Raw genomic sequence first — 13,263 nt, 5'->3', positions numbered from 1 at the left:
CGGGCCCTTGGGCCCACATAGGCCTCCCACTGCGCGGGGATGCTGCACACTGCTCGTATGCCAGACAACGGAACAGACTTCGGTCCGGGAGTGTATATCGCTAGGCACCTCCGGAGAACGCTTGCCGATGCAGAAGAACTTCTCGATCAAGCCCTGACCGCCGGCGCTGCGCGCAACGATGGATCCGGCGTTGCACGACTCGACGAATGGATGCTGGCCCACCCCCACAGGGATTTCCTGCGCGGAGCGATATTCGGCACCAACATGGAGACTGTCGAGCGACTGCTGCGCTCGTGTCGCGATTTGACCACGGGGCTCGCGCTGGCGTTGGATGCGAACGGTGAACTGCGGACGTCACTCTTCGTTCTGCAGCGTGCCCTGGGCGAAGCGGTGATGCGGCTTTGCTACATCATGGACGCAGAGGTCCCGCCGGCTCGGAGCCTCGCCCGCATGGCGGCCTATCAGATCGAGAGTATCGAGGGGAATCTCGCAGCGGCCGACTCGTTCGGCTCGCACGCCGTCGAAGAAGCGGTCCGAATCAAGGCCTCCATCCTCGAGCTGCAACGAAGACTGGCCAAAGGCGGATTCGAGCTGACCCCCGACACCCGCCGGCCAACGCTGACGGCAGCTGTGACTCTCGACGGACAGCGCGAAAACATCAAGTTCAACGCCACCGACGCTTTCAAAAAATACGTACCGGGAAGCTCGTGGCAGTGGGAGCTGGGCTCAGGTGTCACCCACAGCCGCGGCTGGATGCTGTCGAGCATCGTGCCGACGGTAGAGACGGAGGCTCCGGGCACGGTGATCGACCTTGTGGTGGGTGTCGGCCTGGTCGTATTCGACCTTGCCGATGCGGTCGCGCGGGTGGCCTTTAGTCACACAGGGGTCGACGTGGACTGGTTTCTCAAAAAAGTGCATAGCCGGCGCCGGGGAGCAATCTCATGGACCAGCTCGCATCCGAACCTCGTCGGTCACGTCGAGTACGCAAGCCGATCGCCCGAGTTCAAAGCCGAAACAGGCCATCTCGGCGCCAGCTTCCAACGACCGGCTCAGCCCCCGTCGACGTCGCGAAATCCAGCTATCGCAGGTCCAGAACCTCTTAGGTAGCCCGCACGGATGGACGCGACGACCTAGGTCGTCGCGTCCCACCGATAACGATCGTTATCGAGCAGGTCGGGATTGCGAGTTTGCTCCCAAGGGTTTCCGCCTTGGCGTAGTGCTCGAAACTCATCGCCGGAATGAAAGTGTTGCCCGGGATCAGAATGTGCCTATTTGGAGTACACCCCAACTAGACGTCAACGACTGATACTCATGCCGTCAGAATGGGGTTGCATTCGGATTGTTGGACAGCCTTCCTCGCTGTCGCTTTTCACGCTCGGCTGCACGAATCCTCACACTCGTCTGCACAAGCCTGGGCGACGTGTGACGGAGCGGGCTGATCTTGCAACAACGGAGCTAGTGGCCGCCGCCGAGATTGCCGGCGAGGCGGGCGTGGATGTCGGTGCTGGCTTCGTTCAGGCCGATGATCACGGCGCGCTTGCCGTGGCGTTCGTACTTGTTCGTGATCGCGTCTAGCGCGGCCACGGTGGAGGCATCCCAGATGTGCGAGGCGGACATATCGATGACCACCCGGTCGGGGTCGTCGGCGTACTCGAACTGGGTGGTGAGGTCGTTGCTCGAGGCGAAGAACAGCGCCCCGGTCACGGTGTACCGGGCCGTGGGCACGGTGTCCTCGGTGGAGAGGGTTCGCTCCACGTTGACGAGGTGCGCCACCCGGCGGGCAAACGCGACCATGGCCACGAGTACGCCCACGATCACGCCGATGGCGAGGTTGTGGGTTATGACGACCACCACGACGGTGGAGAGCATGACGGTGGTCTCGCTCTTGGGCATCCGCTTGAGGGTCGAGGGGCGGATGCTGTGCCAGTCGAAGGTGAGCACCGACACGATGATCATCACGGCCACCAGCGCCGCCATGGGGATGATCGCGACCAGGTCGCCGAGGGCGACGACGAGGATCAGCAGGAACACACCGGCGAGGAAGGTGGAGATTCGGGTGCGGGCGCCAGAGGCCTTGACGTTGATCATGGTCTGGCCGATCATGGCGCAGCCGCCCATGCCGCCGAAGAAGCCGGAGAGCATGTTGGCCGCTCCCTGGCCCCAGGTTTCGCGGGTCTTGTTGGAGTGGGTGTCGGTGACCTCGTCGACGAGCTTGGCGGTCATCAGTGATTCGAGGATGCCGACCATGGCCATGGCGAAGGCGTAGGGGGCGATGATTGACAGGGTTTCCCAGTTCAGCGGGACGTTCGGAATGAATAACTCGGGCAGGCTCTTGGGCAGCTCACCTTGGTCGCCCACAGTGGGCACGTTGATGGCGATGGTGACCGTGGCGATGGTGAGCAGCACGATGGCCACCAGCGGCGCCGGCACGATCTTGGTGAACCGGGGCATCACGACCATGATGATGATGCCGATCGCCACGAGCGGGTAGACCATGAACGGCACGCCGAGCAGCTGCGGCAGCTGGGCGATGAAGATCAGGATGGCCAACGAGTTGACGAAGCCGACCATGACGCTGCGCGGGATGAACCGCATCAGCTTGGCCACGCCCAGCACTCCGAGAATCACCTGTAGCACCCCCGCCAGGATGACCGTGGCGATGAAGTAGTCCATGCCGTAATCCCGGGCGACGGGCGCGATGACCAGCGCGATCGCGCCAGTGGCGGCAGTGATCATCGCGGGCCGGCCGCCGAGGAACGCGATGGACACTGCCATCACGAACGAGGAGAACAGCCCGACCCGCGGGTCGACGCCCGCGATGATCGAGAACGAGATGGCCTCGGGGATAAGGGCCATTGCCACGACGAGGCCGGCGAGGACCTCGCGGGTGAGGATGCGCGGGGTGCGGAGCGCTGTTATGACCGACGGTTCGGCCTTGTAGCGGTTGGGGGTGGGCTTTGTGGTGGTGAGAGCCATGGGGCCTCCAGCGACGGGGCTCGTTGTTGCGAGCCGGAACAGGAAAAGAGAAGGGGCGTGCGCCGTTGCGCACGAGCATCCGCCGAAACGGCAAGGATGGAAGGTGGCTATCGACAATGTCAGCCAACGTTCGCAACACTACCCTAACGTAAGGGTTGGTTAATCGATTTGGTAGGAGAGGTCTGCACATGGCTCAGGATGAGGCGGTAGCAACGATGCACATCGGTGAGCTGGCCGAGCGGACAGGGCTGTCGCTCCGAACGATTCGCCACTATGACGAAATCGGCCTCTTGAAGCCCTCAGGTCGAACTGACGGCGGTTTTCGCCTCTACACAGATCAAGACCAGGCGCGGTTGATCCTCATCCGCCGTATGAAGCCGCTGGGCTTCTCGCTCGACGAGATGATGTCTCTCCTCAGGACCATCGATACTTTGGACGGCGTGATCGAGGGCTCCGATGCCGCTACCGTGAAATCCGACTTGGAGTCCTTCATCACCCAAGCCGACGAACGACGACAGAAATTGCAGGAGCAGTTGGCGATGGCCGACGAATTTCTTGACCTTCTGCGCCAGCAGCAGGCGGCGTTCGCAGGGGCATGAGCCACAAACCCGCCCTAGCTTTTGAGGCGGCCTGACCGACTGAACGTGCCATTTTGGAGTACACGCCAGCTTGACGTCAGATCGCGCAGCGAAACCCGTCCAGTAAAGCCCGAGTGCGATTCCGGAAGCGGTTGATCCCCCGTGCGCCCAGCGGGCACTCCCGTGTCGTCGTGGCTTTCGTCGCGTACCGCAAACCTGGGTGTCGCGTTTGCCCCGCCGTCATTATGCCCGATGAGACAACTACAGCATCTCAAGCACGGGCGGAGCAATATCCCTGCTTCGCTTTGCCCGTGCACGTGAGCGGTGCCGGTGCCGGTGAGCTTAGGAATACATCTTTCGCTTTGAGATGACTTTCTCGCCGTCGGGTCTGAGTTCTCCGGATGGCGACACGTGCCGATACAGCGTTTGCCGGGTGACGCCAAGTTCGGTGCAGAGCTCGCCCACCTTCGTCTCCTTTTGCCCCATGGCGGCCATCGCCAAGCGAACCTTGGCCGGCGTCATTTTGAACGGGCGCCCGCCGTTCCTGCCTCGCGCACGCGCCGCCGCGAGTCCCGCAATGGTGCGTTCGGAGATGAGCGCGCGCTCGAACTCTGCGAGGGCGGCGAAGATGCCGAAGACGAGCTTGCCGGGTGCGGTTGTGGTGTCGATGGCTGCGCCCTCCCCGGTGAGGACTTTGAGGCCGACGCCACGGTCGGTGAGGTCGTGGACCGTGTTCACGAGGTGGCGCAGGTTACGACCGAGCCGGTCGAGCTTCCAGACGAGGAGGGTGTCGCCTTTTCGAAGTGCTTTCAGGCAGGCCGCCAAGTGTGGGCGATCGTCTTTCTTCCCGGAGGCCTGATCCTCGTAAAGGTGATCGGTCTTGACCCCGGCGGATAGGAGCGCGTCTCGTTGCAGATCGGTGCTCTGTGACCCGTCAGCCTTCGAGACTCGCATGTATCCGACGAGCATGATCGACTCCTGTCATTTATACGTTCGATTACGTGACAACGCGGTGACGACTCCGCTGAAAACAGAACTTGTCACTTATCCCGTCATTTATTCTGCGTGTTGCAAAGGTTAGCAATTTAGCTTGCGTGATGGAAGTCGAGAGGGATGCCCAACTCTGTGATTGTTAGCGCTTCATGGCGGTGTTCTGTGATTGCTCTCTGGCGCTATCGTCGGCAGCTTGAGTCCCTTACCGGTTCGCAATTTGGGCGGCGTCGTGCCATTGGCCCACCCCCGGGCCGTTGTTCATGAGTGCAATTTGTTCGTGGGCGCCGATGCGGCGGAAGTCGTGCGAGGCTCGCCGAGTTGGCGTACTACACCTCATTAGCACGACAACTGTCTAGCCGGACCAAGCTCTTGCTCAGGTTTCACGGCCATTGGATTAGGTCGCGGCCAGCACGCCAGTTGTAAGGCACGCTGCGACGACAAGGCCGAGGGCGACGCGATACCAGATGAACACGGTGATGGGATGCCGGGCGACGAGGCGAAGAAGCCAGGCGATAGAGGCATAGGCGACGACAAAGCTCACTGCCGTGCCGATAAGGACGGGAACCCAGCCGACCGTGGAACTGACAGCACCGCCTTCACTCACGCCTTCGTAGACGCCGGCACCCACGAGGGCCGGAATGGCGAGGAAGAAGGACAGTCGAGTCGCAGCGACACGGTCCAGGTTGCGGAATAGCCCGGCACTGATCGTCGCACCAGAGCGAGAAACCCCGGGAATCAGAGCGATGCACTGAACGAGACCGATGATGAGGGCATCTTTCAGGGTGAGGGCCTTCTCTGGTCGGGTCTGTTTTCCGAGGCGTTCGGCGACAACCATGACCACACTCCACAGGATCAGGCCGGCCACAACGATCCAGAGGTTGCGGAGCGGCCCGGAAATCAGTCCGCGGGCCAGGAATCCCACGATGCCGATGGGGATTGAGCCGGCGATGATGTACCAGGCGAACCAGTAGTCGTCGTTCTGACGTGCCGGCCGGTTGAGTAGTCCTCGCCCCCACGCGGCAAGCAGGCGGCCGATGTCTGAACGGAAGTAGAGGATGACGGCGACGATCGCGCCGAACTGGATGATCGCGGTGAACGCAGTCACACCCGGGTCATCGATCGAGAGTCCGAGGAGCTTCTCGACGATCGTGAGGTGTCCGGTACTGGAAACGGGGAGGAATTCGGTCAGTCCCTCAATGATCCCGAGAATGATGGCGTGGAGGATGTTCACGGCGGCTTTTCTTTCTTGCGAAGGTTGATGGTAGTCGCGGATGGGAGGCGCAGGCACCGTCAGGTGCTGCCTTCCAGGTTGATCTGGTTCGTCGGGGTCAGGGGAAGGACGTCGACCACCGTTTGCGGGGTACGGCGCTGAGTCGGTCAGGTCGTGAGTGCTACCAGAATTCCTCCTGCTGCGCCGATAATGACGACTGCCCACGCGGGAGTGCGCCACGCGATCAGGAGCACGAAGCAGATCAAGGCAAGTACGAATGGTGCCGGCCCAATGATCGCGGTCGTGAAGACGGGGTCGTAGAGGGCGGCTGCGAGGATGCCGACCACGGCTGCGTTGGCTCCTCGCATAAGTGCTTGTGCCCACGGGCGTGACCGGAAGGTGTTCCAGAACGGCAGTACCCCAGTTAGTAGCAGGAAGCCGGGCAGGAACACCCCTACGAGGGCGATGGCCGCGCCGGCGATGCCGCCAGGTCCTGTTGTGGAGAGGGTGCCGAGGTAGGCGGCGAATGTGAACAGCGGACCGGGCACGGCTTGGGCGGCACCGTAGCCGGCCAGGAATTGATCGGATGTGACCCATCCGGTGTCGACCACACCGGCTTGAAGCAGCGGTAGTACAACGTGGCCGCCGCCGAAGACGAGGGCGCCCGCGCGGTAGAACGCGTCGAACAGCTCGAGGGCACCCAATTGTGTCGTCGTGGCGAGAATCGGCAGCCCGACCAGGAGCACGATGAACAGCACCAGGCAGGCCACACCCACGGCCCGCGTGACCGGGAAACGGATCATCGCCGCCGCCGGTGCGACGGCGCTACGGCAGAAGATCAACCCGGCGAGGGCGCCGAGCACGATCGCGCCGATCTGCCCGACGGAGCCGGTGAGGAGCAGAGCGCTGAGCGCGGCGAGCACGGCGATGGAGGCGCGCGTCCTGTCCGGGGTGAGAGTACGGGCCATGCCCCACACCGCCTGGGCCACGATCGCCACGGCAACGATCTTCAGGCCGGTGAGGAGGCCCCCGCCGACGATCCCCACGAACAGCGGCGCACCGTAGGCGAACGCGACCATGAGAGCGGCTGAGGGCAGGGTGAAGGCCAGGAAGGCGGCGATCGCTCCGGCTGGCCCGGCACGGAAGAGCCCGAGGCCGAAACCGACCTGGCTCGACGCCGGGCCGGGGAGGAATTGGCTGAGCGCCACGAGATCGCCGTACTCCGTGTCGTCGACCCAGCGACGGCGTTGCACCAGTTCGTCGCGGAAGTAGCCCAGATGGGCGATCGGCCCGCCGAACGACGTCACGCCCAGCTTGGCGAACACCCGGAGCGCCTCCCATGCGGTGCCCTGCTTCGCGAGGGGGGAAGCCGTGGGTTCAGCTGTCATCGGCCGTGCCTTTCCGGGTGAAGATCTGCATGCGTTCCCGGGCGACCGCAAGTCCGCGGCGACCCTTGTCCGTGGCGGCGTAGAACTTGCGCACCGTGCGCCCGTCCCGTTCGCTCCTGACCGTCAGGTAGCCGTCCCGCACCATCTTGTGCAGCATCGGGTACAGAGTCCCAGCCGACAGCCGGTAGCCGTGGCTGGCCAACTCGTCGATCATCCAGACTCCGTAGATCTCCTCCTGCGCGGCGTGGTGGAGCACATGCATCCGCACGAGCCCGACCAGCAGATCTCGATACTCATCTAACTCATCAAGAGGAGGTTCGTTAGCCATCGTTCCTTTATATCGGAAGTCGATAACGAAATGCGTTAACGTTCCATGAATGCGTGATGCATTTTGTTAGGTCCACTCCGTCACGATGAACGGGTAGGCCACGCAAATCATTGGACACGTTCACTTCGCCGACAACTCTCTGGCGCGAAACCCGCCCGCTGGGCAACTGAGCTCCTCAGCTGTTCGCTACCGCGAGGGGAGAGCTCCGGTGTTCTGTGATCGCTTTGTGTCGCTAGTTGCCGATGACGAGGATGCTGGCGGCGGCCTCGATGACGTCGTCCGTGATGGTGTCCAGTTGGTTGATCTTGAGGACCCGGTTGATCTGAGGGAAGAGCACAATCTCTCTCACGGTCGCATAGCTCGGCGCCGGCAGCTCACGCGCCTGAGCATCGGTGGCAGCGAGACGGTGCAGCGTGGCAAGACTCGGGCGCGGCCGAGTGAGCGCCAACCGTTCGATGAACGCGACCGTCTCGACCGAAGTTCGGCGGACCCCCTTGTCTAAGCGCGCGTGAAGGTCCAGGGACGCGACGCCGCCAGTGCGGTAGAGCCGATTCCAGCGCTGCAGGGTCCGTGCAGAGATCCCGGTCTCCCGGGCGAGGACCGCGAGCGGTATCTGGTCTTCGACATGCAGCCGAAGAACACGCCACCGCTCGGCCGCGTCCACAAGTCACCTACACGGTGGTGCTCTCGCGCGCCGCGACGGCCTGCTGATGCCGGTACAGGGTGGCCCGGCTCCAACCGACGAGCCTTGCCGCATCCTCCGCAGTCCGGCCCTTCGCCCGGGCTTCCGTGACGAGCCTAAGTTTGTCGGCTACGACCACGGGATCGGACAGGGGCCGACCAAACTTGGTGCCGCCGTTCCGGGCGGCTGTGATTCCTGCGTTCACCCGTTCTGTAATCAGCTCGCGTTCGTACTCGGCCAAGGTCGCGAGCATGTTCAGCATGAGCCGGCCGGAGGTCGTCGACGGGTCGATGCCATCCGAGATGCTCTTCACGTGTATGTCACGCTCTCGGAGCAGCTTCACCGTGTTGAGCACATCGATGAGGGACCGTCCGAGGCGGTCGACCCGCCACACCACGACGGTGTCACCGGGCTTGGCGTACTCGAGTAGCTTCTTCATGCCGGGGCGGGAGATCGCGGTCCGACTCCCCGATGTGACGTCGGCGAAAATATCCCGCTCCTGCACGCCAGATTTGACCAGGGCGTCGACCTGCAACCGTGCGTCTTGGCTTCTGGTGCTGACCCGCGTGTATCCGAGATATCTCACCAGACCATTCTGCCTCAGAAAATGCTAGAAGTGACGGACCAAAGACACTTTGCGGCGAGACATGTTTCCAAGACAAATCACGCCCTGGAAATCCGCAGCTTCTCATCGAGGCTCGGAAGGGGTCCCGCGTGCCTCGAAAAGCTTTAGTTAGATGAGGCACAAAGCCAAAGCCTGAATATCAGCCTGCAGCGGGTGTGATTACCTTTTCGCCCGCGGGTGTGAGCGCGTGCCAGGTGCCTTTGACACCTTGTCCTTCGACGTCGCCGGGGGCGGCGTCTTTAGAGAAGGTGTAGATCGGCATGCCATTGACGGTGATCTGTTTGGCACCGTTCACGCCGGTGATCGTGCTTATGGTGCCGGTGATGCCGGTGACGGTCGGGGAAGCTGAGGTGGTGGTGATGGCGGGCCAGGTAGTTGCGCACACGTCGGTGCAGCTGCTGGTTCCGGAATTGGGTACATCGGTGTCGAAGGCGTAGGCGGTGAGTCCTTCGCCGTTGACGATGATCGTGCCGAGGCTGCTTGTCGCGGTTGCAGCGTCCGACTCCGCCACTGTCGGCACAGATGAAGTGGGGATGCTCGATGGTGCCGAGCCTGAGGCCGCGGAGGTATTGCTGGCCGAGCAACCTGCCAGTGCAAGCGTGGCGAATGTGGCTGCCGCAAGGGTGAGGGCAATCTTCGATTTCATCGGGAGGTCTCTTTCAGAGTGAGGTGAGGTGTGGTGCGGGGTGGTTCAGACGGTCTTCGCTGCAGGGGGCATGAAGAGAACGCCGGTGAGGGCGCTGCCGTGGAATGTGCGGACGGCCACGACTGCCCAGGCGGTGAGAAGTGCGGCGAAGGCGAATACGGCGGCGACCTGGAACGCGACTGATCCGGTGTGCAGGGCTACCCCGGTGAGGCCGGTGACGCAGGTACCGACGGGAAAGGTGAACGACCACCATGTCAACGAGAACGGGAGGTGTTCGCGTGCGGTTCGCACGGTGATCGCTAGGGCGAGTGCTGCCCAGAGGGCTGCGAAACCGAGTACGGGTACCCCGTAGATCACGCCGAAGGCCTGAAGGGCGTCGGCGAGGGATGTGGTGGTAGCGAGGTGGGCGTTGCCGCCGAGCAGGTTCACGGCGGTGACGGATTGGCCGAGCGGGCCAAGCACGATCCAGAGCGTCGGAACCATCGCGGCCGCACCGATCTTGTGCGTGGTGAGGCGCGACCAGATGAGGGTGATGACGATGAGAGAAGCGAGGAGGCTGAGGCCGAACATCCCGTAGCAGGCCAGCAGCATGGTGAGCCTGGCCTGGCCCTCGGGCAGGTACGGGATGAGCAGGGCGCCTGTCGACGCAGAGACCATGGGCGGCACGATGGGCATCAGCCAGCCGCCAAAGGCGCTGTCGGCCGAGACCGTGAACTTCGTGAAGGTCAGGTACGGCACCGCGACAGCGGTTGCCAGGCCCATGATCGTGCCGAGGGCCCAGAGCACGGCGTCGATGGCGACGGCGGTCTGTTCGCCGAGAACGTCCCGGCCGAGGAGGATGGTTCCGGCCCCGACGGTGAGGAGGGCCATCGCGGGCGCCCCGTAGAAGTGGGCCATGACGGGGTTCAAGTGGTGGGTGCGGGCCGTCTCCCTGTTCGTGACCCAGTGCATGACCGTCGCGGCGGTGAGCGCGACGAGCAGCACGCTGGCGATGACCCACACCACTGTCGCCGCAGCGCGAAGGCCGGCGAACTGCAGGGGGAGGGTGGCGGCGGCGTTGGCTACGATTCCTGTGCCCATGACCGACGCGTACCAGTTCGGCGTGATGTTCCGGAACATGTGCATCGGGTGTTCGAGCTCGCGCATAAGCATCCGTGACGGGGTGGCGGGTCGGACGGCCTGGGCGGTTGACATGCTTCAACCCTCCTCTTCGATGGGCGACCGCAGAAGACCGTTAGGCTTGTGGGGTCACAAGCAGAGCTTGTGGGAACGGGACGATCGTGAGCGACTTCGAACTGCCTGATCTGAAAAGTCTGCAGACTCTCGCGGCCGTGGCAGAGTTCGGCAGTCTCACGTCTGCTAGCACGAACCTCGGGGTGACCCAGCAGGCGGTCTCCTCGCGCATCCGCGCCCTGGAAGTCCGCACCGGATCCGAGCTCGTGACCCGGTCGGCCCGTGGTTCCCAGTTGACCGAGGCGGGCATGCTGGTGGCCGGTTGGGCGCAGGATGTGCTGGATGCTGCCGACCGGTTCGAGGTGGCGGTCAGAGCTCTCCGAGACGCACGTCATTTGCAGCTGCGGGTCGGCGCGAGTCTGACGGTCGCCGAGCACCTCATGCCGGAGTGGTTGGTTGCGTTCCAGGCGGGGAGCGGGCATCCGGCTGCCGTCGATCTGGCCGTGGCGAACAGTCGTAGTGTTGTTGAGCAGGTGCGCGCGGGTGCCCGCGACATCGGGTTCATCGAGACCCCCGACGTGCCTTCCGACCTCGAATCGCGGGTCATCGGGTTCGACGAGCTTGTTGTCGTGGTCGGGGTGAACCATCCATGGGCGCGGCGTCGACGCGCGGTCAGCGCAGCAGAGCTCGCCTCGACCGCCCTGGTGGTCCGTGAAGAGGGTTCCGGCACGAGGCGCACGCTCGAACTCGCCCTCGGAGCGCTCGAGTCGCCGCTGGTTCCGGATGCTCCCGCTTTGGTGTTGCCAACAACGACCGCGATCCGTTCCACCGCCGCCTCGGGTAGTGCGCCCGCGGTGCTGAGCTCACTCGCCATCCGCGACGACGTGACGCTCGGTCGCCTCGTTCGGGTTCGTATTGCGGGACTGGCGCTGAAGCGTCCGCTCACGGCGGTGTGGGCGCGCAGCACAACCGGCCTGCCGGAGAACGCCGAGCGACTGCTTCTGATCGCCCGGACGCATGCACGCTGAAACGACAGGGGTCGCGGGGAGAGCATCGAAGCTTGATCGCCTGGAAGAACCGCATGTGGCAGCCCTGAACGCACTCGTTCGACGGCTGCGCACAGCCGACCACGGCGCCCGGGTAGTGCCATGGGTCGACCCCGACAGTGGTGGAGTGCAAGCACGAGTGCTGGTGCTCTTCGAGAGCCCGGCGAATCTGACGGCGAGCGCCAACTCTTCGGCTTTCAGTTCAGAAGACAACGTGAACCCTACGTCGCGGTCATTCAAAGCCGCGCGTCTAGAGGCTGGAATGTCGCGTGGCGACTACGTGCGGTGGAACGTGGTCCCTTGGCCACTGTTCGACGCAGCCGGCGGGCGCCGCGTACCCAACGCCGACGACCTCGACGACGCGCAACCTGCTCTTGCTGCCGTCATCGCTTTGATGCCGAGCCTGACCTCGATCGTGACGTTTGGTGCGACAGCGCTGACCGGGATCATGCGGTACTACACCCTGCATGCTCAACCGGTCATCGTGCCCGTGTTGGCGGCGCCGCACCCATCACCCGCGAACGGGCACCGGCGGGCCGAGAACCACGTGCGCGCGGTCAACGCGCTGCGCCGATCACTTCGCTGAGTCGACGCCATCGGGTCTGCTGACGATTCGGTTTCTGTCGTCGCGCGGCGCGCGGAGATACCCAACGCGGACGCCCTCGCCCGCTCGAGATGTCTTCAACCAATGCGTGTCAAAACGCATGCGATCCAAAACAGCCCGACTCCTGATCCCCGCCACCGAGCGACCACAGAACACCGCCATGTACCGATCAACTCCACAGCGAAACCCGTCCGGTTGGAATCGAATTTGCATTTGTTGACACCGCTCTTGCCTGGCTTTTAGAGTCCAACCTGACAGATCGGGCGGTGGGAGCATGACAGGTCAGCGAATCGGCTACGTGCGCGTAAGCACCCTCGATCAGAGCATTGCCCGTCAGCTCGACGGTGTGGACGTCGACAAGGTTTTTGAGGACAAGGCCTCAGGTAAAGACGCGGATGCACGCGGCCAGTTGTCTTGTGAACTTGGTTAGTCGAGGCCTACGAGGGTGCGTAGAGCGTTGAGTCCCTGTGGTGTGCCGGGCCAGTGCCGGTCTATGGCCCCGGCGCCGGCGTGACGGGTCGCGAACCTGATGGCTAGAGCAATGACAATAGCGTCGTCTGCGTATCCGATCACTGGGATGAAATCGGGTATCAGGTCGATTGGTAGCAGTAGGTAGACCACGACCACGAGCAGCCAGAGTCGGACGCCCCGGGGGACGGTCGGGTCGGCGGCGAGGCGTTGGATGACCCGTACCACGTCGGGACCGAGGCGGAGGGCGTCGACCAGTTTGATTTTCTCGGCCTGACCGCGAGAGGTCCAGATGAGAACTCCGATGAGTGTGAGCCACAGCAGGACGAGTCCGCCGAGAACACTGATCAGTACCTGCCACCATTCCATGTACTTAACGCTAGGTCACATCCTGCTGGCCGTGCCGTCATGATGGAGGAGGCGAGCGTTGAAGCCTGAAACCGGTACGCAGTGCAGAGGCTGTCTTCCGTGTTCGCTTTGATTCGTCTTGCCCTGGGGATTTTTTCGCATGTGGCTGAGAGCCCTCGAGGCGGGGTGCCGGCGGGA

The 13,263-nt window shown here is 63.4% G+C and carries 13 protein-coding genes and 3 pseudogenes; 5 read left to right on the top strand and 11 right to left on the bottom strand.

Annotated features, from left to right (window positions below):
• The first annotated feature begins 57 nt into the window (after nt 1-57).
• Nucleotides 58-1,107, top strand: coding sequence for a hypothetical protein (locus PA27867_RS19505; RefSeq protein WP_157109389.1), 1,050 nt, complete (start codon nt 58-60; stop codon nt 1,105-1,107).
• Between the two features lie 348 nt (nt 1,108-1,455).
• Here the strand turns inward: PA27867_RS19505 and PA27867_RS19500 are convergent, their stop codons facing one another.
• Nucleotides 1,456-2,976 (bottom strand): SulP family inorganic anion transporter, encoded by a 1,521-nt coding sequence (locus PA27867_RS19500; RefSeq protein WP_066600491.1) that lies wholly within the window; start codon nt 2,974-2,976, stop codon nt 1,456-1,458.
• A gap of 188 nt (nt 2,977-3,164) precedes the next feature.
• Here PA27867_RS19500 and PA27867_RS19495 point away from each other — a divergent pair, with 188 nt between their 5' ends.
• The gene (locus PA27867_RS19495) at nt 3,165-3,575 is read left to right on the top strand and encodes a MerR family transcriptional regulator (RefSeq protein WP_066600488.1); all 411 of its coding nucleotides are present in this window, start codon (nt 3,165-3,167) and stop codon (nt 3,573-3,575) included.
• A gap of 321 nt (nt 3,576-3,896) precedes the next feature.
• Here PA27867_RS19495 and PA27867_RS19490 read toward each other — a convergent pair whose 3' ends face one another.
• The 9 genes and pseudogenes from PA27867_RS19490 to PA27867_RS19455 all read right to left on the bottom strand — a co-directional run bounded on the left by PA27867_RS19490 (nt 3,897) and on the right by PA27867_RS19455 (nt 10,620).
• Nucleotides 3,897-4,523 (bottom strand): recombinase family protein, encoded by a 627-nt coding sequence (locus tag PA27867_RS19490; RefSeq protein ID WP_066600486.1) that lies wholly within the window; start codon nt 4,521-4,523, stop codon nt 3,897-3,899.
• A gap of 418 nt (nt 4,524-4,941) precedes the next feature.
• Nucleotides 4,942-5,778 (bottom strand): undecaprenyl-diphosphate phosphatase, encoded by an 837-nt coding sequence (locus PA27867_RS19485; protein ID WP_066600484.1) that lies wholly within the window; start codon nt 5,776-5,778, stop codon nt 4,942-4,944.
• 146 nt (nt 5,779-5,924) lie between these two features.
• Nucleotides 5,925-7,145: a chromate efflux transporter gene (chrA, locus tag PA27867_RS19480; protein WP_066600482.1), complete on the bottom strand. Its 1,221-nt coding sequence runs from the start codon at nt 7,143-7,145 to the stop codon at nt 5,925-5,927.
• A complete protein-coding gene (locus tag PA27867_RS19475) occupies nt 7,135-7,473 on the bottom strand; it encodes a PadR family transcriptional regulator (protein WP_066600475.1) in 339 nt (112 codons plus the stop codon). The genes chrA and PA27867_RS19475 overlap by 11 nt, the downstream gene beginning before the upstream one ends.
• A 232-nt stretch (nt 7,474-7,705) precedes the next feature.
• Nucleotides 7,706-7,807 (bottom strand): annotated as a pseudogene (locus PA27867_RS21145) (ATP-binding protein); the annotation flags it as partial.
• A gap of 243 nt (nt 7,808-8,050) precedes the next feature.
• A pseudogene (locus tag PA27867_RS21275) lies at nt 8,051-8,137 on the bottom strand (hypothetical protein); the annotation flags it as partial.
• Nucleotides 8,138-8,144: 7 nt separating this feature from the next.
• Nucleotides 8,145-8,741 (bottom strand): recombinase family protein, encoded by a 597-nt coding sequence (locus tag PA27867_RS19465; RefSeq protein WP_066600471.1) that lies wholly within the window; start codon nt 8,739-8,741, stop codon nt 8,145-8,147.
• A gap of 178 nt (nt 8,742-8,919) precedes the next feature.
• Nucleotides 8,920-9,426 (bottom strand): hypothetical protein, encoded by a 507-nt coding sequence (locus PA27867_RS19460; RefSeq protein ID WP_066600469.1) that lies wholly within the window; start codon nt 9,424-9,426, stop codon nt 8,920-8,922.
• A gap of 45 nt (nt 9,427-9,471) precedes the next feature.
• Nucleotides 9,472-10,620, bottom strand: a complete 1,149-nt coding sequence (locus PA27867_RS19455) for a TDT family transporter (RefSeq protein WP_055944841.1) — start codon at nt 10,618-10,620, stop codon at nt 9,472-9,474.
• A gap of 86 nt (nt 10,621-10,706) precedes the next feature.
• On the opposite strand from PA27867_RS19455, the gene PA27867_RS19450 reads away from it, so the two are divergent.
• The 3 genes and pseudogenes from PA27867_RS19450 to PA27867_RS21270 all read left to right on the top strand — a co-directional run.
• Nucleotides 10,707-11,627 carry a LysR family transcriptional regulator gene (locus PA27867_RS19450; protein WP_055944839.1) on the top strand — a complete coding sequence of 307 codons (921 nt, stop codon included), beginning with the start codon at nt 10,707-10,709 and terminating at the stop codon, nt 11,625-11,627.
• Nucleotides 11,628-11,682: 55 nt separating this feature from the next.
• A complete protein-coding gene (locus PA27867_RS19445; RefSeq protein ID WP_236900945.1) occupies nt 11,683-12,231 on the top strand; it encodes a uracil-DNA glycosylase family protein in 549 nt (182 codons plus the stop codon).
• A 292-nt stretch (nt 12,232-12,523) separates the two neighbouring features.
• Nucleotides 12,524-12,673, top strand: a pseudogene (locus PA27867_RS21270) (recombinase family protein); the annotation flags it as partial.
• 2 nt (nt 12,674-12,675) lie between these two features.
• On the opposite strand, the gene PA27867_RS21415 reads toward PA27867_RS21270, so the two are convergent.
• Nucleotides 12,676-13,086 carry a YkvA family protein gene (locus tag PA27867_RS21415; protein WP_066600466.1) on the bottom strand — a complete coding sequence of 137 codons (411 nt, stop codon included), beginning with the start codon at nt 13,084-13,086 and terminating at the stop codon, nt 12,676-12,678.
• Between the last annotated feature and the right edge of the window lie 177 nt (nt 13,087-13,263).

Source organism: Cryobacterium arcticum (assembly GCF_001679725.1).
Classification (GTDB): Bacteria; Actinomycetota; Actinomycetes; order Actinomycetales; family Microbacteriaceae; genus Cryobacterium; species Cryobacterium arcticum_A.
Note: the sequence above shows the minus strand (reverse complement) of the source record. Positions and strands in the feature narration are given on the sequence as shown.